This is a genomic window from Stenotrophomonas africana (genome assembly GCF_013004645.1).
In the GTDB taxonomy this organism is placed as follows: domain Bacteria; phylum Pseudomonadota; class Gammaproteobacteria; order Xanthomonadales; family Xanthomonadaceae; genus Stenotrophomonas; species Stenotrophomonas africana.
Window position 1 is genome coordinate 261,040 of the sequence record NZ_JABEME010000002.1, and the last position, 21,026, is coordinate 282,065.

Consider the following 21,026-nt stretch of genomic DNA (forward strand, 5'->3'; position numbering starts at 1 on the left):
GGAGATGATCGGCCTGCAGTCTCAATCACGCACTGGCAGCCGGTACTGTCATGGAAGGGCGCCGGATTTCCGGCGCCCTCTTTATTACCTACTGCAGTTCCTGTTCCTGTGCGGGACCGCAGCATGTATGGGTCGAACTTGTTGAACTGTTGCCCAAGAGGCTGTACGAGGTATCTAGAGACAGGCGCTGCAGATTCAGTACACGATTCATCCTTGCTTTCCTCTACGTCTCAGGGGAGCGCCACTCTCTTCAGTTCATCATCCTTGGATGAGCGCGCGCCTTGCTGGTAGGTGATGGAATCGCCAGCTGAGATTCATACAATCGGCTGGCGGTTGCCTGTATCAACGTGCTTGTTCGACAGGCGTCGCGCAGCAGCTATGTTGCGAGCTGGTACAGCTGTTTCCGAGCGCCGATACGCTGCTGTCCAGAAGCAATTTCTGCAAGCTGAGAACTCTATTCATTGAAGGATCCTCTTCTGATAGGAGGTTCGCCGATGAACCGCTTTCGGCCAACGCGTCGAGCCGGTTGCGTCGGTGAGTACTCCTCTGCGGGAAATCAATCGGATGACGTGGCAGTGCTTGAGGTGCCGCCGAGGCACCTAGGAAGCCAGCGGCGGCACGTCATGCGTCAGCGGCTTTAAAGCTGCTGCTCCTGGCTGCTGCCGTCACAGCAACTGTGCGTGGAGCTACTGCAACTATTGCCCATCAGGCTGACGTTGGTATCCAGAGCCAGGCGTTGCAGATTCAGTACACGGTTCATAACAACTCTCCATAGTTGACTACGAAATTCCGAGCAACCTCGACCATGGGCCGGGCAGTCGGCGGGGTACTGCACGGCTGACTGATCAGCTGCGCAGATGCTTGGGCAGGGAATGGTCTTGCATGCAGATAGGGGAGCGGTCTACTCAACCGGAGATCTGTGCGCATGCTGATGCAGGGCGCACTGGGATGCTCTGGCCATTCCATGCCGATACATACTCCTTAATGCGTGCAGTCCGCTAAGCATCATCACGTTCGAAGGACGATGTTCGACTGCAACTGGATTTGATGGTGCTTCAAAGATTGGGCCGAGTCTAGATGACGAATGATCAAGAACATTGCCGGAACATTGCGGGGTGACATTTTTTTCGCACTTCTCATTGCTGCGAAGCAACAGGTGCGTTTTCTGATTATTTTGTATTGACGTTGGCAACGGGGGCTGTCACCGTTCGCCCATTGAAGCGCTGGCATAGGAACTCACGCGTTGTTTGACGCCGCCAGTCTGAAAAATTCCGGTCTGTGCAGATGATCAGCCGTGCATTGATCGGTGTGTATCCGGCGGCATGGTGTCGCCGGATTTTTCGCAACTATGGAGAGTTGTTATGAACCGTGTACTGAATCTGCAGCGCTTGATGATGGACTCGTCGATCGGCCTGATGGGCAATAGTTGCAGTAGCTCGACCCATTCTTGCTGCAACAACCAGCAGGAAAGGTGATGTGGCGGGAGCAGCGGCTTTAGCCGTTGCTCCTACTTGGTGCTTGGACTTTTTTTGAGAAATCCAGCTTGACCAAGGATCTTCCGTTGCTCAGTAGTTGAAACGGTGTCGACGGTTGTTCTTCCGAGAGGCGATACGTATCAGATCTTCTGTTGCTCTTCACCTGAGGTCGTAGCTAGACGTGTCCTCTAGCTGTGAATCCTGGGATATCAGCTCGGAGGAAACTGCCACGCGATCTCGCTCAGTGTGATTGGCCTAGGCGGCAGTTGACGCACGCGCCAGAGTTCCATCAGGCAGCTCACCTCGACTTGGGCGTGGGAGGTCGTGAGAGTTCGGGAAGTTGCCCGGACTTTTCGTACTGAACTTTGAGTTTGATCTCAAACAAGAGCTCGTTCCTTGGACCCCGTAGGAGCCAGTGAATGCAGTACAAGGCCGCGTGCACTGCGATGGACATCAAGCTCCGTCGATACCAGGCGCTGTACTGCGGGACTTCTCTCTTTGATCAGTGGCAATGCCCCCTGTTCTGATCGTCGAATCAATGCTTAGCTGCCTTGCTTCAGATGCGGCCGGCCTTGCCCCGTGGATGTCCACGTCTTTGCAATTGACTTCCAAGTGGGAAATGGTGATGCGGAGGAAGACCTGCGCTCATTGAGCCGCCAGCGATTGCCCTTACAAGGTCTCCTGCTGGTGATGGCACTAAGCGAAGCTCGACCTGCGTCCGAAAGAAGAGCGTGGTGCCCTAGGCGGGCGGCCAGAGGCAAGTCAATGACTGGGACTCTACGGTTGGCTCCTTACTCTAGGGCGGTGTTGGAACTCGCCCCAGATGCGAGACGAAGCAGAACGGATCCTGACTGAACCGGCCGGGAGGATTGACCCGGTTGGCATTCCGCGTATTATGCGACGAACTACTCCGTTAATTAATGGAAGCCACGATGCGCATCGCCACTGCTGAAGCCGGCTGTACCCGACAGACCCGCCAATCCGGCTCCTCCCTCAAGAAGAAGGTCGGCCTGGTGCTTCTGGCGCTGGTAGCCGCCTATTGGATCTCCTTTCCCTTCGTCGCTTTGCTCGACATCCCCTACAAGGCCTTGATCATCAGCAGCCTCGTGGTGCTCGGCGAAGCGCTGTTCCTGATCGCGGTCGCCTTGCTTGGAAAAGAATACTGGGGGCGAATCAAGAGTGGAACACGTTCGCTGCTGGCGCGTGTAAGGGTAGGGCGACGCCGGTAGTATCAGGCTTGGCACTTCGAATGCCGCTGAAGCGTCCACCCACCCCGATACCGTTCTGAAATAAGCAAACAATGGCTCGAATCCGTAACGACAAACTCCACGAAGAGCGCCGTGCTCAGATCCTGGAGGCCGCCGCCAGCGTCTTCCGCGAAAAGGGCTTTCACGCGGCACGTACGGAAGATATCTGCACTCAGGCCGAGATGAGTGCTGGTGCAGTGTTCCGCTACTTCAAGGACAAACGCGAGATGATCGATGCCATCGTCTCTCGGGAAATCTCCAGCTACGCAAACGATGCCAAGGCGCTCGTGAGCCGGGAAGGGCTCGAGTGGCTGGCCAGGGCGAGCTCCGAGGAACTGAAGGAGCGTTGGAAGGAGTCTGACAACGGTCTCGGCCTGGATGCATGGATGGAGCTGGTTCGCGATCCTGACCGTCACCGGGAGATCCTAGACCTGGATGTAGAGACGCGAAAGGACCTGGCCCTTACTCTGGAATCGGGCATTAGAGAGGGATGGGTCCGACCCGGGATCGACCCCGAAGGCACGGCGTCACTGATTGTCACGGTGACAAACGGGTTGTGGCTTGAGCAGTCGTTGAAAAAGACCGCGGATGTGGAGCAGTCAGCCAAAGCCGTCCGCGACTTCCTCAGGAGTCACGTGCTGAAAACATGATCGAGCCAACAGGTTCTTCCTGACAGGGAGGGCGCCAGATTGCGCCCTCATTTTTTGCATAAATGTGCGACGAAGTACTCCATCCAATAACATCAGAGCAACCACCCATGCGCTTTACGACCCGCCCCCCTCAATGGCCGCGCCAACTGGCGATAGGCCTGCTCGTCATCGGCCTTGCTGCCTGTTCGCCTGACGCACCCCAGAAAACGCAGAAGCCCACTGCACTCACCGCGAGCGTCAGCTTTGTCCATCGTCATGAACTGACGCCGGAAGTCCGCATCGTCGGACAGCTGGTGCCGCAGGAGATGGTGCGTGTCCAGCCGCAGGTTGATGGACTGATCGTGCAGAAGGTGCTGGTCGAAGCCGGGCAGCATGTGCGTGCGGGCCAGCCCCTGCTGGCGCTTGATGTGACCACTACCAAGCTGCAGCAACAGCAAGCCGCCGCAGAACGGCAGCGGGCGTGGGCGGATGTCGAGCGCATGCGCCGCGAACTGGAAAAGATGCGAGCGGTTGCCGACATTGGAGGCATTTCGCGCAATACCATTGAAAGCAACGCGCTTCAGCTGAAGGCGGCCGAGGCGACCGCCCATGCCGCCGACGCTGCGGAAGCGTTGGCGAGTACCCGGCTGCAGCAGGCAGCCTTCCGCGCCCCCTTTGATGCGCTGGTGCTTCAGCGAAACGTAGAGGTGGGCGACCGCACCGGCGCCGCCGAAACACCGTACTTCGTTCTTGCCAAGGACGGCGGCGTGGAGTTCGAAGCGTTCGCCAGTCTCCGCCAGCTCGACCAGATCAAGCCCGGCATGGCCGCACGCATCCAGGTTGACGGCCAGGTGCCGGCCGCAGGCCAGGTCAAGAGTGCTGCAGTCGCCGTTGATGGCCAGACCCGCAGTGGCCGCGTACGTGTCACTGCCGATGCCTCTGCGCTCGGCGCCAGTGGCGCGCCCGCATCGATCCTGATCACCTTGCCCAGCCGCCAGGCGGTAGCCGTGCCGGTGGATGCGCTGCGCTTTGACCCGACTCCCTGGGTATGGAAGGTCGATGAGCGCAACGTCGTGCGTCGCCAGGACGTGGAGCTTGGCGTTGCCAACGGCGACCACTACGAGGTCATCCGTGGGTTGAAGGAAGGGGATCGTGTCGTCGGCGATTCCGGTGCGCTGCTTGTCGAAGGTGACCAGATCACCGCAGTCGATCCGCGCAGCCCGGTTGCCGCTCCGTCAGCGAGGAAGCCCAAGTGAAGATCGGCATTTCCGAATGGGCGGTCAAGCATCCCACGCCCGTCATTCTTCTCTTCGTGTTGCTGACCCTGATGGGCATCGGTGGCTATGCCGGTCTTCCGCTGGCTGGATCGCCGAAGGTCGAGCTTCCCATCGTCGAAGTGCGCGTCGATCAACCCGGCGCCACTCCAGCGGAGCTTGAGGGAAACGTCGCCCGCCGTATCGAAGATGGACTCAGCGATATTGCCTCGCTCAGTCATCTCAACACGGTCATCAGCGAAGGCTCCGTGGTCATCACGGCAGAGTTTGCCTTTGATGCGAACCTGGATCGCGCAACGCAGGACGTGCGCGAGTCGGTCTCGCGCGTCCGTCCTCAGCTGCCGGGCAACGTCTCCGAGCCAGTGATCAAGCGCGTCGATGTTTCCGGTGGCGTGCAGTTGAGCTACGCCGTGCGTTCGGACACCTTGTCCCAGGTGGCGCTGAGCCGCTACATCGACGAGGAGGTGCGCCCAGCACTGCTCGCCGTGCCGGGCGTCCAGGAAGTCACCCGCCGCGGCGGTGCCCGTCGCGAGTTCCGTGTCGAGCTGGAACCCGAAAGGCTGGCGGCCAGCGGCCTCAGCCTGGCCGAGGTCCATCGGCAGCTCATTGCCAGTGAAGCCAACCTGCCGGGCGGCAGTGTCCGCAACGAGGTCGGCGACCGGTCGATCCGCATCACCAGCGCAAGTGCCTCGGCCATTGCGCTGGGCGAAAAGCTGATCAGCCTCCCGGCTGGTGGCAGCATCCGCCTGGACGAGGTCGCCCACATTCTGGACGCCGGCAACGCAAGCGAAGGCTACGCGATGCTGGACGGCCGTCCGGTCACCGTCATCGAACTGCGCAAGAAGCGCGGCGCCAGCGAAACCAGCATGGCCGATGCCGTGGCCAAGACACTGGCCGACATGCAGCGTTCCCCGCACCTGGCCACCTTCGAGCTGTTCAATGACGGTGTGCAGACCACGCGTGAGAGCTTCCATAGCGCACGCAGCACCCTACTGGAAGGTGCCGCGCTGACCGTTCTCGTCGTGCTGCTGTTCCTGCGCAGCTGGCGCGCCACCCTGGTCGCAGCGCTCGCCATCCCGTTCTCGCTGCTGCCTACATTTGCCGCGATGTACGCGCTGGGCTTCTCGCTCAACGTCATCACCCTGCTGGCCCTGATCCTGGTCATCGGCATCCTCGTCGATGACGCGATCGTCGAGGTCGAGAACATCGAGCGGCGCATCGAGCAAGGGGATAGTCCGCGCCAGGCGGCACTACTCGGTGCAGATGCGATCGGACTGGCCGTGATCGCGATCACCGCCACCATCGTCGCCGTGTTCCTTCCGGTCAGCCTGATCCCGGGCATGATCGGCCAGTTCTTCCGGGAGTTTGGCCTGACCGCCAGCATCGCGGTGATCGCCTCGTTGATCGTGGCGCGGCTGCTGACCCCGCTGCTCTGCGCCGTGCTGCTGAAGCCGCGCCCGCATGCGCAGGCCGGCACCACCGAATCCGCGCTCACCCGTCATTACGATCGATTGCTGACCTGGACGCTGCGTCATCGCAAGACCAGCGTGCTGGCCGCCGTGCTGGTGATGGTCGCCACTGTCGGGTTGCTGTCGATGATTCCGTCCGGCTTCATCCCCACGCCGCAGCCCAATGCCTACCAGGTGCGTTACCAGCTCTCGCCCGGCATCACGTACGAGCGCGCGGTGCATCGCGCCGAAGCCATCCGCCGGGCGGTGGATGGCATCCCGGAGGTCAAGCACGTGTTCCTTTCCGATGGCGGAAGCGCCTTCACCGGCACGGCCCTGCTTGTACTGAAGCCACGCGGCGAGCGGTCGCGGCCGAACGCGGCGATCGAGCAATCCATCCGCGAGCGGCTGGAGGGGCTGAAGGACATTCGCCCGGAGCTGCTGCTGGGGGAGGGCAACAAGGAAATGTCGCTGTCGTTCCGCAGCCGGGATACCGCTGCCCTCGATGCATTCGTTACCCAGTTGGGGCGTGAGGCCAAATCGATCCCGGGCCTGCGCGATGTCAGCACCACCATTCCTCTGCCGCGCCCGGGCTACGACCTGAAGATCAATCAGCAGGATGCCGCCCGACTGGGCGTCCTTCCGCAGGATCTTGCGTCCATGCTCAATACCGCCAGCTACGGTGGCCTGGATACGTTGCTGCCACGCGTGCCGGTGGGCAACGAACAGGTGCCCGTCCGCATCCGGGTAGCCGGTGGTACGCGTATCAGTGCGGAACAGATCCTGGATCTTCCGGTGCAGACCAAGTCCGGGAAGACCATCCCGCTGCGTGCGTTGGCCACCCTTGTTCCCACCGAAACACCGGCCAGCGTGCGTCGCCTTGACCGCGAGCGGGTCGTTGAACTAACCGCCAACCTGAACGGACTGACGCTCAGCCAGGCGGTCGAGCAGGTCCGCCAGCTGAAGACCTACGCGCAGATGCCCGCTGGAGTGCGCTACACCGAGTACGGCGACACCAAGTACATGACCGAAATGTTCACGCAGTTCGGTGTGGCCATCCTGCTGGGGCTGGTAGCCGTCTACGCCGTGCTGGTGCTGCTCTTCAGTGATTGGCTGCAGCCGATCACCATCATGACGGCACTTCCGCTGTCTCTCGGTGGTGCGGCGCTGGCGCTGCTGCTTACCGGCCATTCGCTGACCATTTCCACGGTGATTGGCTTGCTGATGCTGTTCGCAATCGTCGGCAAGAACTCGATCCTGCTGGTGGACTACATCGTTGAAGACCGCGAGAAGGGCCAGGACCGGGAGCAGGCCGTGCGTAGTGCGGGCCGTGAACGTATCCGCCCCATCCTGATGACGACCGTCGCCATGGTTGGCGGCATGTTGCCGGCAGCCTTTGGCTTCGGTGGCGACGATGGCTTCCGCGCGCCGATGGCGATCGCGGTGGTCGGCGGTCTGCTGGCCTCCACGCTGCTGAGCCTGCTGTTTGTCCCGGTGGCCTACACCCTGATGGATGACCTGGAGAACCGATGGCTGCGCCGTCGCAAGAACCACCCCTTGAACGGAGAGACTGCCCCGTGAAGTACATGACCCTCCGCCGTCGTTTCATGGCCATCACCATCACCGCCGTGTTGGGGGCCATCGGGTCTCCTGCAGCGCTCGCACAGGCCAGCCAGCCCGCGTGGGTGCACTGGGAGGATCCGGAGCTAGAGCGGTTGCTGTCGCTCGCATCCAGAAGCTCTCCGACGCTGGCGCAGGCGGCCGCACGCCTAGAAGAAGCGCGCGCCGCCACGGCCGGTGCGCAGGCCAATCGCTGGCCAGAGCTGACGGCCAACGGTGGCGTGCAGCGCACGCAGCGCCCGGAGTCGAGTGCCCTAGTCAGCAGCACGGGATCTCCACGCTACTTCACCCAGAGCAATCTGGATGCAACGCTGCGGTGGCAGATCGATCTGTTTGGCCGAAAGCGCGCCGCCCTGGCCAGCAGCGCTGCCCGCCAGGAAGCGGAACGCCTGGAGTTCATCCGCACGCGGGCCCGGCTGGCCGCCGAGATCGCGCGGCAGTACATGATGTTGCGCGCGGGTGACCAGCAGCAGCGGGTTGAAGAAGAACTGGCGATCGTCCTCAGCGAGATTGCCGGCATCGACGAGGCGCTTGAGCAGGCAGGACTGCAGTCGGTTGCGGAGACCGCGCCCCTGAAAGTGGAGATCGCCAATCGCCAGGCCAGCCTGGAGGAGGGCCTTCACAACCGCGCATTGGCCATGGCCAGGCTGGCTACCCTCACCGGGATCAGTCCTCCGTTGCTCGACGACATCGCCTCCCGCTACCGTCCGGCGCCGCAATGCGCCAGTCCCGAGCCGATTGGCATTCCGATCAGCGTTGTCGCCAGCCGCCCGGAAGTCATGGCTGCGGAGTCACTGCTGCGCGCCAGCCAGGCAGATCGCTTCATTGCCGAACGCGCGAACTGGCCCACGCTGACCCTGTCCGGAACGGGGGGCTGGGCGAGGGAGGGCAGCGGTGGCGGACTGATCGCAGGGAGCAACCTGGCCAGCCAGCTGCTCGGCTCCCTGGGCCTGCAACTGCTCGACTTCGGCCGGGCCCGTGCAGAGAAGGATGCCGCACAGGCACGTCTTGACCGTGCCGGCGCCACCTATGCAGAGGCGATTCTTCTAGCAGCAGAGGACGTCGACGCTGCGGTTGCAGATGTCTCGCGTGCCTCGAAGTCCCGCGAGCAGCAGAGGGTAGCGGCGAGCACTGCCGATCGCGCCATGCTGATTGCTGACGCGAGGCTTGAATCCGGCCTGATCAATCGGCGCGAAGATCTGGCGATCAGGCGGAGCACGCTGGAAGAGCGCCTGAGGCTGATCGCAACCGTCCAGCAGAAATGCGAGGCGGACATCCGCCTCTCGCTGGCGACCACATCAGGTGGACCGCCTGCCACAAACCGGATCAGCAGTCGCTGACCAGCAGGCCAAGGGCGGAGCTGCAACGCAGCTCCGGTATATCGATACAGGAAGGGCTGATTCCAACATGGCACGACAACGGAAAGAGGATGCAGAGGCGACGCGGAAACGGATTCTCGACGCCGCACGCAGTTGCTTTCTGCAGTTTGGTTTCTCCAGCACATCGATGGAGATGATTGCGTCGCATGCAGGCAACACACGGGGCGCCATCTATTGGCACTTCAAGTCGAAGGAGCACATCCTGAGTGTGTTGACGGAGCTGGAGCTGGCCCCGTGGCACGGCAGGCTGCGCTGGGATGCGGTGAGGAAATCGGATGAGCCTCTGAAGCTACTTCGCTATGAGCTCTTGAAGTCCCTTCGGGAATTCTCGCAGAACGTCCGACTTCGGGATATGTTCGAGGTGCTGCTTCACGCAGGCCCGTCGGCCAGTCTCGATGGTGTGCGTCTGCTTGCGCAGCGAGGAGCGCTGGTCGAACTTCATACGTTGGAGCGGGTGTTGCAACGGGCGGATGAGCTAGGGCAGCTGCTTCAGCGTACCAACGTCACCGTTGCGGCACGCAGTCTATACACCGGTATATCTGGTGTTCTATACGGCGCCATCCTCGATCCGGAGGAGTTCAGCATTGAACGCGACGGAGAACTTGTGCTGGACGCGTTTCTACTGCTCCACGCGCCGATTCACGCGCTGTATGGCCCGGAGGAAAGGAGCGTGGTGCCGAGCTGGGAGAGGCAGAGCCCTCGTAAGTAGTAGGTTGGCCAGCTGAGCACGATCACTGGTCGAGTCCTCAAGGGGGCCTCAGTAGAATCACGGGAATGACTCTGTCCTCGGAAGATCGTCTTCGAAGTTGCGTAGTAACTGCGCACCGCAATGGAACCGTCGAAACGAAACAGAAGTTGGTGGAGTGCTTCATCAACCCGATCGGGGAGCTCATCTCAAGCCCTGCAGAGCAAAAAAGGGGCGCTACTCTGTATGGCTGATCCAGGCTGGTAACAGGCCCAAGGTCCGGCGCAGCGTAGGCCCCTGTTGCCAAATGATTTTCTGCGGCCCCGTTCCCGTGCGCCGCGCCGAGGCGTTCGATAGCCAAAATGAGTGCATAGAGGTTCACGCCTCCAAAATATGGATCTTCTGATCGCCTCGCGATCCGATGAATGAAAAATAAGTTCAGGTATGTCTGTAAGTATTTACATTCGCGTAATGGAGTGAAAGTGACGTTAAGGTCCACCTGTCTCAGCGAGCGGTACGAACCAAGGGCCGCTGAGGTTTTGCCGATTCCGCATCCATTGAAGGAAGCTCTCTATGCGAAAGACAGGTTATCCACGGAAACGCATGTTGGTACTTGCGATGCTGGCAGCACATATGGCGCCGGTGGTCGCAGCAGCACAGGACAGTCATCAAGGCGACGCTACACGGACTACTGATCTGGATAAGGTGAATGTTACTGGTTCCCGTATTGCTCGGACTGGCTTCACGACGTCATCGCCTGTCCTCGCTCTGACAGCCGAAGAAATTCGACAGACTGGGGCGGTGACCATCGGCGAGGTGCTGAGCAGTCTTCCGCAGATGTCGCCGACCTTCACGCTTGGAAATTCAACGCGCGCGATTGGCACTGCAGGCCTTGGTTTGATTGATCTGCGTGGCATGGGAACAAGCAGAACTCTCGTGCTAGTCAATGGTCGGCGCCATGTCGGCGGTGACGCTGGCGAAACGACGGTTGATGTCAATACGATTCCTGTTGAGCTCATTGAACGCGTGGAAGTGATTACGGGCGGAGCATCGGCAATCTATGGTGCCGACGCTGTTGCTGGTGTTGTCAACTTCATCATGAAGAAGAAGTTCGAAGGCTTTGAAGTACGCGCCCAGCATGGACTTGCCGGTGAGGGTGGCTTTAACAAGTCATTTGTCTCCGCCACTGCTGGCAGATCCTTCGCAGAGGGGCGCGGAAATGCAGCAATTTCCGTGGAGCTAAGTCGTCAGGGGCGATTTGGCAGGAGCGAACGGAGCATTGCACGCCGCTACGATGTTTCCGTTCCAAACCCAGCGTTTGATCCGACCCGGCCTCCTAGTGAGGGCAACCCGGAAAACATTCTTGCTCGGCCAGGTGGGAACTATGCGCTTTCCTACGGTGGAACATTCGATCTTGGTGGAAAATTCAACTACAGGGATCCCAAAAGCTATCGATTCCGTCATCACTTCAACCCCGACGGAACGTTCAGCAAAAATCGATTTGACGGACCAGTGCCAAATCCAAACTCGTGTGTCAATTGTGACTTCTCGGACCTGAATGCAGTAGAGGATCTACAGCCAAAGTTTGAGCGCTACAGCGTAAATGCGCTTGTCAACTTTGAAATCACTGACAACCATCGAGCCTTCTTCGAAGGCAAGTACACGAAGACAGAGTCTGAGTTCTTTACGCAACCCTCCTTCGATAGAGGGATTGTTGTAAAGCGAGACAATGCATTCATATCGCCGCAGCTTGGCGCGTTGATGGATGCAAATGGTGCGGATACGTTGTCGATCTCGCGATTCAACGTCGATGCGGGGCGTCGTGGTGAAGAAGTCAAGCGAGAAACCAAGCGAATTGTCCTTGGTCTCGAGGGCTCGTTTGGCGACAACTGGAGCTACGAAGCCTCTGCCAATTATGGCGAGACCGTCGTAGATCGTATCAACGTCAACAACCGAATTAACGAGAGGTGGTTCGCTGGGCTCGACGCGGTCAAGGACGGGAGTGGGAAGGTCGTCTGCCGCATGGATCTGGATCCCGGCGCTATCAATCCGGATACCGATGAGCCGTATCGACGTGATCTGATGGGAGGGCGCTGCGTACCGTTCAGCATCATGGGCCACGGAGCGGTCTCGCCTGAGGCTGCCGAATGGTTCAATGCCCGGTCCCCGTATCGAGCAAAGATGCAGCAGACGGTGTTCAGTGGATCCGTCTCGAACAATGCACTGTTCTCTCTTCCTGCCGGCGATGTTGGCGTTGCCGCCGGCCTCGAGTTCAGGAGGGAGAAGAGTTCGGAGCGCACGGATCCCCTCTCCGCCGCAGGTAATACCTTCCTGAATGCAATTCCTGGAAGTGGCGGTTCCTACAATGTAAAAGAGGCTTTCGCCGAGTTCAACGTCCCTCTGCTGGCGGACATTCCCAGCATCAGGCGGCTGTCTCTTGACCTCGCTGGGCGATACTCCAAGTACAACACCATTGGCTCAACGAAGACGTGGAATGTTGGGCTTGATTGGGAGATCACCTCTACGCTGCGTGCACGCGGGACCATCGCACGCGCCATTCGTGCGCCCAGCATCTCAGAGATGTTTGGACCGCAACTCGAGAACTTTGCGCAGATCAATGACCCATGTGATACCAACAGAACCAACCCCAATCGGCCCTCAACCGCTGCAGACCCAGCACTTCGCGCTGCAAACTGTGCCGCGTTGGGGATCCCCGCAGGATGGGTCGATTCGTACGGCGCATCCAGGCCCGGCGTGAGTGGCGGCAATCCGAATCTCAAGCCGGAGCGCGCTGAAACGATGTCTGCCGGCTTCGTATGGCAGCCAGAGGTCCTTGAAGGGTTTGGGATGTCAGTTGATTACTGGCGCATCAACCTTGAAGATGCGATTGGATCCGTCACTGCGCAAACCATCGCCACCAGGTGTGTTGACGCTCCTGGAGGTGTCAGCAATAAGTTCTGCTCCCTGATCACACGCGCACCAAGCGGAGGTAGCAAGGGCTTCCCTGAATACAGCGTCAGCCGCTGGGTTGCCACCGCCGAGAATCTCGCAAAGAGCCGGCGTGAGGGTGTCGACTTTGAATTTAGCTATGAGTTTGGTCTCGGGCCTGGGCGCATGAGTACTAGATTGGTTGGTACTCGCCTGCTGCAATCCCGTGAGTGGGAATTCCAGGACTATCCGGACGAGTACACCGAGAACTCCAACTCGGTTACGGATCCTCGTTGGAAAGGGCAGTTCACTACGAAGTATGTGCAAGGGAACTTCAGAGCCAGCTGGGATATGCGCTATGTGCATCGCAACCTCCGGGTGACGCCCGATAGCTACAGGAGCAATCCGGGCTCACAAAGCCCCATCTGGAATCCCTCGTTCACATATCACAACCTTCAAGTTGGGTACAAGATTTCGGACTCTGGCGTTGAGGTTTATGGAGGCATCGACAACGTTTTTGATAAGGATCCGCCCGTAAACTACTTCGGCCAGAACGTTGGTGCGGCCCACTACGACAATGTCGGCCGATTTATGTACATGGGTCTCAACTACAAGTTCTAACTGGGATCCCAAGGCGAGTTGGGCCAGTCCGCCTCGGCGGGCTGGCCATGTCCACGACAGCAGCGGCGGTCGAGCACATTCCGGAGGGAATCTCTCGGCCGTCCAGCGTCAGCCCTTCAGTATCAACGAGGCACCCGATGGGGCAGTACTTGCCTCCAAAGATCTCTGATCTATACGGACAGATTGAGTGCTCGCTTTTCAGTTGCGGCGCTGAGCCCGAGCAGTTGCCCTTGAGTTCTGGGATGCATTCTTCCAGGTCAGGTGCGACGTCAGGCGCCGTAGACGGGGAATTCTTGGGCCAGCCTAGTGGCGTGGCCTTTCTGTACGCAAAGGACTTCATGAGCCGCCCCAAGGCATATCACTACCTAATGTTCGAGAACAGTGGAGAGGAGATGGTGGTAGTGAACCCGCTACTGGGATGGCTGTGCTCCGTGAACTCCACAGGCGCGAGAATCATTGAATTGTGTGATGGCATGCATACGCTGGATCACATCATCAAAATCTTGGTAAGCGAGCTGGATCCAATGGGGGTTCGGAGCGATATGGAAATCCAAATTTACGAATTCATACGAGACGCGCGGAACAAGGGGATTATCCTTTTTAGGTTGGTCTAGGTGATGATTCTCTAAATCTGGCATTTTGTCGGGGATATGAAATCGACCTTTTCGGTAAGTGTGCGTTTCAGCATTGCGTGGACGATCAACCGCAAATAGAGCGTTCACATATCTGGGGTGCGCCTCGGCACTCTATCGAATTGATGGTCGTCTTGATTCTGGTAATTGGTATGAGCTCTCCATCAGGCGCCGCAGCGCCGGCGTACTTGGGATGGGCTCTCTGTTGAAAAAGGAACAACAATGCCTCTTCGGTCAATCGTGTATGCCAGTGAGGCCAGAGCCGGGCTCACCATAGATGATGTGGATGACCTGGCGCGTGCTGCGGCTAGGTTCAACATTCAAGCCGGCGTGACGGGAGTGCTTCTCCACGATGGCACCCGCTTCATGCAGTACGTTGAAGGCCCTGACGATGGGATTGCGGTCGTATACAGCCGAATTCTTACTGCTTCCAGCCACCGAGAGATCGTGGAGCTTGGGCGTGGGCAGTCGTCTATTCGGCGACTGCCCTACTGGGCGATGCGCTTGTGCCCAATCGAATCCGATGAGCTTCGGCGTCTGCTTCGGTTGGACTGGACTGGACTGCGGTGCCACAAGGCGTCTGAGGGGCAGCCGACTACCGCGATGTTCCAGTTGTTTAGCGCGGTGGTGCCCGAAATAAATGCCTGAAAAGTCCGGTCATTGCGCTAGCAGTGGGATTTCTTGCCTGGGCCGAGCCGGAGTGCAATCCGGTCCTGGGAGCCGGGCGTGAACCTACCGGCGGGCCCGCGGTGCGCTGAACGAGTCGATTGCACAATTGGTGAAAGCGGTCGAGTCCCGTACGGAATTGATATGGGAGATACCGCCTCGCTTGGGCACAACGGCGATGGCAGGTGTGCGCCGCAGGAACCGATTTGTGCTCACCCTACGGTCCGGCATGGTGTAGCGGGACGCTTACCGCGGCGCGCCGTGATCCGCGTAAAGCTGCAGACTGGTCATCCCTGCATGCAAGCGCTTTGGTGCAGATGCATTGACGGTCATTGAGATCGCAAGCAACACCGAGCACAGTGTACTGCGACACATCGGTCATCCTTTGACTTGAACGAGTGCCGCGTTGAAGGGGGGGGAGAGACCGGGACGCATGCCGGGCGTAACCCCGGTGGGGGGGGCTGCCTCTATCGCGTTCTGGCAGAAGGCCGGCTTTGGATAAAGAATGTCCGCGAGGTTGCTAGGACACTGGCAGGCGAGCAAGGCTCATAGCCTAACTCTTTGGAATCGCTCTCAATTTAAGCTAGCGTTCGAGTCTCGGTATGCTTGGCTAAATTGGACCCCGGGGGCTGGCTTATGAGTGACGAAGACTATGTGGCTAACAAACGCAGCGACAGGGTATATGTCTCCCGACCATTCAAGATTGGAGTGAGTAAGGATACGGATGCTCGATACGTCACTAGGGTCTTTGATGATGGTCAGAGATCCTGCTTCGATTCGGTAGACGGTGAGATCGTAATCAGAGCAACTCATGACGACAAGGTGCAGATCAAGGCCGTCGTTACAAGCGACCAGGAGGGCCTAAGACATCTGACGCTGCAAAGCTTTCGCGTCTATAAAGACGGCATACGGCCGAACGAGCAGTACGGCATTAATCTACGGGGCCAAGAGATCACTGAGTTTGTCGAGTTCGCACGGCTCGTCAGCAACGTGCAGCTTGATAACACCCGAAAGTTGCGCTTGGATGGAGCGTCGCTCGCGCACGTCGCTGTGGACATGGATTCAGCAGCAAGGGCTTGGATCGCTAAGCACCCAGATGCCTTACGTGAGCTTGTGGCGAATGAAGCCACATCCCGGGACGTAGTGGCGGTGGCATACCGGCGCAGGCAGTTGGCGGAATTCGAGCGTCTTCTGCACGAGGACGCCCACTTCGATCGGGTGACCGCAGAGCGCTTCAACGGACGCAAGGAGGCGACTTGGCAGGCCTTCTTCGAGCGGAATCGCTGGATCTTCGGGTACGGTCTGTTTCATTTGTCCGCAGATGGATTCAGCGATGAGAAGTTAGAGCAAGTGGTAGCAGGTTCCACCGTTGCTACTCCCGGGAAACGTATCGATGGCCTTCTAAGGACGCGAGGGCGTATTAGCGCCGCGTGCCTGGTTGAGATCAAGCATCACCGGACCCCGTTGCTTGCCAAGGCCAGCTATCGGGCAGGGACGTGGCAACCGTCGCAAGAGCTCACGGGAGCCGTTTCTCAGATTCTGATGTCCGTAGATGGAATGGAGCGTCAGTTCCAGCGCTTGCTAGTGATGAATGACGACGAAGGAAACCCCACGGGAGAGGAGGCGGTTGTGGCGCGTCCTCGTTCGGTCATCGTGTGTGGCTCTCTATCGGAGTTCGTCAAAGAATTTGGCGTAAACGAGGATCAATTCCGTAGCTTTGAGCTCTATAGACGCCACTTGTTCTCCCCCGACATTCTGACCTTCGACGAACTCTACGAACGCGCGAGGTTAATCGTAGAATCGACGGAATAGGCTCTGATGGGCTGCCAAGGCGACTAGACGCATCCCCGCCCGCTCTTGCGCGACAGTAAGTACGTGCCGCCTTTCGTGGCCGAACAGATAGGGTCCTCTTCTGGCCGAAAGCAAATAGGGGCTCGTTCGAATGATCAGGAATTGAAAGCAATAGAAATTCTAAATTGTGATGCTTGTTGGTCGGCTGCAGCCGTCTTAACATGAGGATGCATCGAAGTGGCTCAGTCATACGGCGCCTATGCAGAAAGTCGTGCGGCTGCCGGTGCGCCACGTCAACTGAGAAGCCAGGTGGTGGCTTCAGCCGTCCGTGACAGATGGAGGATAGCGTGGCCCATAATGATTTGACGCTTGAGAAGAGGATTCTCGCCCTAAGAGAGGAGCGTTCTGGTCTTCATCCGGACAAGAACGGTGGCGAATTTGTTTCTCCTGCGGCACAAAAGCGTTATCTGGAGATCGAGGACGAACTGGACCAGCTTCGATCTCAGGGTGAGACCTCTGGCCAGGAGCTCATTCCGCTCTCGCAGTTGCCTGCGTTAATAGAGGCACTGAATGGATCAGCCCAAAAGCACCAGGCGTCAGCGAAAGAATTGGAGCGCGAATTCAAGCGCAGTGCAACGCAGGATATTTCGCGAAGGTACCTGACGCCAAAGATCAGCTCAGGTGTGGCCGCGGCAGTTGTCGCTTTCCTTTTTACACAAGCTCCATCGCTCGCGGAGCATCCTTTTCTAGGGCGGTTCTTCGCTTCACCTTCAGGGATGGTTGTTCTTGCCTATGCGTTCGCGATATCTCTTGCTTTGCTTGCATGGTCGTGGATCCGCGAACGAGCTGAGGCATCATTGATTGCGCGATTGACTAGCAGGAGCATCCTCGTCGAAGTGGGTAGTCACTTAGATATTCTTCCGAGAGGACATCTGATTGAGGAAGCGGAGCTTCGCGAGCTGATGTTCAAAAACCTAGTGAGGCGGCGTAGCTTAGTTCTTTATCGAGTCTTGGATGAGGAGATGCTTGACGGTGCATTCGAGATGCAGCTCCAGCGATTGGTTGAACGAAGGGTTCTTAAGGAGTCGGCAAAAAGGAGCAGTGTTGACCGAGTGTTCGAGAAGCTATAGATGTTTCGTTGGCTCCAAGTGGACTGAAGTCATTGTTGTCAAAGGCAAATTTCTCGCGGTTGCGTTCAGGGGGCAGGGGCAGGGGGCAGAATCATCCGGGCTGCGGGGCAAGTTCGGGCCGCTGAGACTCTCTCGGAGTCTTGGCGTGTACGTTGTCCTGTTTCGTGAGCCGCTCCTTTGCGCGCCTTACTCTGCGCTGGTAACACCTATCGCGTTTACAGACAACTTGACAACCTAACTTTCAGCTCATCGAGGAAAAGGACACCGTGATGGGCCAGCGAGATCTCGCCGGGGCAGGGCGGGTTGCCGCCGCCCACCAGTGCCGCCGCACTCGCGCTGTGGTGCGGTGCCCGGAAGGGGCGCTGCCGCCAGCGGCGTGGGTCCAGCCCTTCACCGCTCACCGAGGCGATAGCGGCCAGCTGCAAAGCCTCGGCTTCCTCGGTATCCGGCAACAGGCTGGGCAGGCGCGAGGCCAACAGCGTCTTGCCGCAGCCAGGGCTGCCGATCAGCAGAAGATGGTGACCACCCGCTGCGGCAACCTCCAACGCACGCCGCGCATGCGCCTGCCCGCGCACGTCGGCCAGATCGGGCAGCGGCAACGGCGTCGTGTCTACGCGCTCTACTGGCAGTAGAAGGCGTGGGTTCCCCAATCCAGCGCAGCACTCCAGCAACGTACGCGCTACCCGCACATCAGCGTGCTCGGCTAATGCTGCCTCAGCGGCATTCCCCGGCGGTACCACCAGAATGCGCCCGGCTTCGGCGGCTGCAATCGCGGCGGGCAGCGCACCGGCCACCGGCCGCAGTTCACCGGTCAGGCCAAGCTCGCCCAGGAACTCGTATTGCAGCAGCGACTGCGGATCGACCTGGCCGCTGGCCGCCAGAATGCCCAGCGCGATGGCCAGGTCGTAGCGGCCCCCCTCCTTGGGCAGGTCGGCAGGCGCGAGGTTCAACGTGATGCGCCGCTGCGGAAAGTCGAAGCGTGCGCAGAGCAGGGCGGCACGGACGCGCTCGCGGGATTCGCGCACGCTGGTTTCGGCCAAGCCAACGATCTGGGTGACAGGCAGGCCGCCAGAGAGATGCACTTCCACCCGCACCAGCGGGGCATCGACCCCGGCGCGGGCACGGCTGTGGACCAGCGCCAGGCTCATGTGTGGTTTCCTGCAGATGGATGTTCGATGGTGCGGCAGGCATTCGGCACGGCGCCATCGGGCATTGCGGGTGAAACGGCTAGGGGGATTCCGGTCAAGGGCGATCCTTCGCCCTGAATAGTCTTCGCTGCGCATCAGGAGTCCCTTCGTTGAAGCGCCAGGATCGCGCCTCGATCCCCGATGGATACACCCAACGAGCGGTTGCATAATCAGCGTACGAAGCGGTTCTTGCTTCGGCATGCGTCTGAGTAGAGAGGATGGAATGAAGATTGTTGCAGCACAGATGCGATCCGCTCCTGGCGACATCGATGGCAATATCGAACGGCACGTGCACTTCATTGAACGGGCCGCCTCGTGTGGCGGTGCAGCGGTCTTCTTTCCAGAGATGTCGCTCACCGGCTATGAGCCGCGGTTGGCCGAACAGCTGGCAATGACGGCAGATGATGCACGTCTGGAGGTATTCCAGTCTCTGAGCGATCGGCACCAGATTCTGGTCGCAGTCGGCGGGCCATATCGCGGCAAAGATGGTCCGGAGATCGGCATGTTCGTCTTCCGCAGCGGTCAGGCACTGGCTGTCTACACCAAGCAGATGCTGCACGCCGACGAACTGCCTTACTTCAAGGCAGGAACCACGCCCCTGTCAGTAACCATTGGGCAGGAAATTCTGGTCCCCGCCATCTGCTTCGAGTCGCTACAGATGGAAAGTGCATTGCGGGCCAAGGACGCGGGAGCGACGGTCTACGTTGCCAGTGTTGCAAAGAACATGATCGGTATGGAGCGGGCTCACCGCCACTACGCAACAGTCGCGCGGGAGCTTGGGATGAACGTGTTGGTATGCAACGGCGTTGGCCATGCCGATGGATTCGAGATGGCGGGAGAGTCTGCAGCCTGGGACAACAGTGGTGCGCTGAAATGCCGCGCCGGAACTGAAGACGAGGCATTGGTGGTGTATGACCTCGCAGAACAGAGCGGTAGTACCGTGGCAGTCCCGGCAATGAGCATCGCGGGAGCGCGGGCCAACGCCGGGAAAGCTTGACTGGCAAGCGGCTTCAGTAGTTGGCCTTGATCGAACAGAATCTGTTCGATCAGACAGTGTCCTTGAAAAACTGGTGTGCCTGTCACGTGCACGACTTCGTTCAAGAATCCGTTTGAAGGAGCCCGCCATAGACGTGGGCTACTTGGGAAAGTTCGGAGCAACGCAGAAGAGGGTGGTGCGATTCGTTCGACTGCCTGCAGTCGTCCGCTGGGTGGACGAAGCCACGAGGAAGGTTCCGACCAAGGGCGGCCTGGGTCCTTGAACACGCATCGCTGGTCATCAGACACCGGCCTATAAAAGCGCCCAAGCCGCGCCTCAACCCACGATGGCCCCGCATTCTCCACCAGCAACCGCCCCTGGCTCTGGTGGAGATCCAGCCACCGCTCGAAACTGAGACGCAGCCGTTCGATATCCGGTGCCCGCCAGTGGGCATCGGCAGGCATGCGGATCAGCACGCGCGAGGGTGCATTCTCTACGTCCATCACCAGAACCCCCTTGCACCGGATCTCGAAGGACATTGCCCCGGTATGGCGCGCATGCAGTTCAAAACCCTCGTGTGCCTTCGCGGTCACAAAGCCGAGCGCATCACTGTGTAGCAGGCGGTAATCGGCCGGCTGCAGCTTCTGGTAGGCCCACACCTGATCGCCCGCGGGCTCGGGCCACTCCATCCACATCGCGCCGATCACCGCGATGCACACCGCCGCAGCGGCCAAGCCGTGCTTCTTCATTTGTCACCCCGCACACAGGCAGAAAGGTTCGCGCCATAGGCGCGCTCAGTCCTTGGGTCGCATCCGCTCGTGGATGAAGGCGGTCAGCGCCAGATCGGCCATCACCAGCCCCTCCATCACCCGGTCGCCCACGTACTGCTCCGGCTCGCCGTTCTGGCGCGTGCGCTCGGCCGCCAGCAGGATCTCCTGCACGATGCGCTGGCCGGTGAGTGCGCAGTCGGCGTCGGACAACGCCATCTGCCGGCTACGCAGGTGATGGCGCTCAGGCCACGGCTGGCCATCGGCCGCAGCGCCCGCGCCAATGGCGTGCAGGATGGCGATGAGGCTGTTGGGATCCGGGGCCGGAGCGTTTGAGCGCGCTTCCTGGATGGGGCGCGGGGGAGGGGAGTGCGGCGTGGTCATGGCAGGCTCCGTGCATGCAGGCAGAAGCCGCCACCGATAAAGGTGGCGGGCAGAGCGTGGCTCGAAAACCGGATGTTGGGAACCGGCGGGTACAAGACCCCCACGCCCCGCCCGCCATAGCCGGCAGACGGATTGCCAGCCGGCACCACGCGCGGTGGTGCCGGCTGGCAAGCGCAAACTACTTCCC

At 59.7% G+C, this 21,026-nt stretch carries 15 protein-coding genes and 2 pseudogenes; 12 read left to right on the plus strand and 5 right to left on the minus strand.

Annotated features, from left to right (window positions below; genetic code table 11):
• Positions 1 to 88: 88 nt before the first annotated feature.
• Together HLA98_RS21430 and HLA98_RS21435 are read right to left on the minus strand one after the other, a co-directional pair.
• On the minus strand, positions 89 to 211 hold the full coding sequence (locus HLA98_RS21430) for a class III lanthipeptide (protein ID WP_197718333.1): 123 nt from the start codon (positions 209 to 211) through the stop codon (positions 89 to 91).
• 426 nt (positions 212 to 637) lie between these two features.
• Positions 638 to 760: a class III lanthipeptide gene (locus HLA98_RS21435; protein WP_197718335.1), complete on the minus strand. Its 123-nt coding sequence runs from the start codon at positions 758 to 760 to the stop codon at positions 638 to 640.
• 1,647 nt (positions 761 to 2,407) lie between these two features.
• On the opposite strand from HLA98_RS21435, the gene HLA98_RS05430 reads away from it, so the two are divergent.
• The 11 genes from HLA98_RS05430 to HLA98_RS05480 all read left to right on the plus strand — a co-directional run bounded on the left by HLA98_RS05430 (position 2,408) and on the right by HLA98_RS05480 (position 17,525).
• Complete coding sequence (locus tag HLA98_RS05430; RefSeq protein ID WP_057501804.1) at positions 2,408 to 2,704, plus strand: transporter suffix domain-containing protein; 297 nt, start codon at positions 2,408 to 2,410, stop codon at positions 2,702 to 2,704.
• A 71-nt stretch (positions 2,705 to 2,775) separates the two neighbouring features.
• Entirely contained in the window at positions 2,776 to 3,372 is a 597-nt protein-coding gene (locus HLA98_RS05435; RefSeq protein ID WP_057501805.1) for a TetR/AcrR family transcriptional regulator, read from the plus strand.
• Positions 3,373 to 3,434: 62 nt separating this feature from the next.
• Entirely contained in the window at positions 3,435 to 4,607 is a 1,173-nt protein-coding gene (locus HLA98_RS05440) for an efflux RND transporter periplasmic adaptor subunit (RefSeq protein ID WP_080392943.1), read from the plus strand.
• Positions 4,604 to 7,654, plus strand: coding sequence for an efflux RND transporter permease subunit (locus tag HLA98_RS05445; RefSeq protein ID WP_057501807.1), 3,051 nt, complete (start codon positions 4,604 to 4,606; stop codon positions 7,652 to 7,654). The genes HLA98_RS05440 and HLA98_RS05445 overlap by 4 nt, the downstream gene beginning before the upstream one ends.
• A gap of 5 nt (positions 7,655 to 7,659) precedes the next feature.
• Complete coding sequence (locus tag HLA98_RS05450; protein WP_232015578.1) at positions 7,660 to 9,033, plus strand: TolC family protein; 1,374 nt, start codon at positions 7,660 to 7,662, stop codon at positions 9,031 to 9,033.
• A 67-nt stretch (positions 9,034 to 9,100) separates the two neighbouring features.
• Entirely contained in the window at positions 9,101 to 9,781 is a 681-nt protein-coding gene (locus HLA98_RS21340; protein ID WP_057501809.1) for a TetR family transcriptional regulator, read from the plus strand.
• 549 nt (positions 9,782 to 10,330) lie between these two features.
• Positions 10,331 to 13,306, plus strand: a complete 2,976-nt coding sequence (locus tag HLA98_RS05460) for a TonB-dependent receptor (protein WP_057501810.1) — start codon at positions 10,331 to 10,333, stop codon at positions 13,304 to 13,306.
• 392 nt (positions 13,307 to 13,698) lie between these two features.
• Positions 13,699 to 13,920, plus strand: a complete 222-nt coding sequence (locus HLA98_RS21440) for a PqqD family protein (protein ID WP_425480872.1) — start codon at positions 13,699 to 13,701, stop codon at positions 13,918 to 13,920.
• A gap of 240 nt (positions 13,921 to 14,160) precedes the next feature.
• Positions 14,161 to 14,586, plus strand: coding sequence for a BLUF domain-containing protein (locus HLA98_RS05470; RefSeq protein WP_057501812.1), 426 nt, complete (start codon positions 14,161 to 14,163; stop codon positions 14,584 to 14,586).
• A gap of 654 nt (positions 14,587 to 15,240) precedes the next feature.
• A complete protein-coding gene (locus HLA98_RS05475; protein WP_080392946.1) occupies positions 15,241 to 16,416 on the plus strand; it encodes a Shedu immune nuclease family protein in 1,176 nt (391 codons plus the stop codon).
• 326 nt (positions 16,417 to 16,742) lie between these two features.
• A complete protein-coding gene (locus HLA98_RS05480; RefSeq protein WP_129550620.1) occupies positions 16,743 to 17,525 on the plus strand; it encodes a hypothetical protein in 783 nt (260 codons plus the stop codon).
• Between the two features lie 242 nt (positions 17,526 to 17,767).
• Here the strand turns inward: HLA98_RS05480 and HLA98_RS05485 are convergent.
• A pseudogene (locus HLA98_RS05485) lies at positions 17,768 to 18,673 on the minus strand (YifB family Mg chelatase-like AAA ATPase); the annotation flags it as partial.
• 262 nt (positions 18,674 to 18,935) lie between these two features.
• Here HLA98_RS05485 and HLA98_RS05490 point away from each other — a divergent pair.
• Positions 18,936 to 19,709, plus strand: coding sequence for a carbon-nitrogen hydrolase family protein (locus tag HLA98_RS05490; protein WP_057501815.1), 774 nt, complete (start codon positions 18,936 to 18,938; stop codon positions 19,707 to 19,709).
• A gap of 245 nt (positions 19,710 to 19,954) precedes the next feature.
• Here the strand turns inward: HLA98_RS05490 and HLA98_RS21205 are convergent.
• Positions 19,955 to 20,437: pseudogene (locus HLA98_RS21205) on the minus strand (cold-shock protein); the annotation flags it as partial.
• Positions 20,438 to 20,482: 45 nt separating this feature from the next.
• Positions 20,483 to 20,839, minus strand: coding sequence for a hypothetical protein (locus HLA98_RS05495; RefSeq protein WP_057501816.1), 357 nt, complete (start codon positions 20,837 to 20,839; stop codon positions 20,483 to 20,485).
• Positions 20,840 to 21,026: the final 187 nt, after the last annotated feature.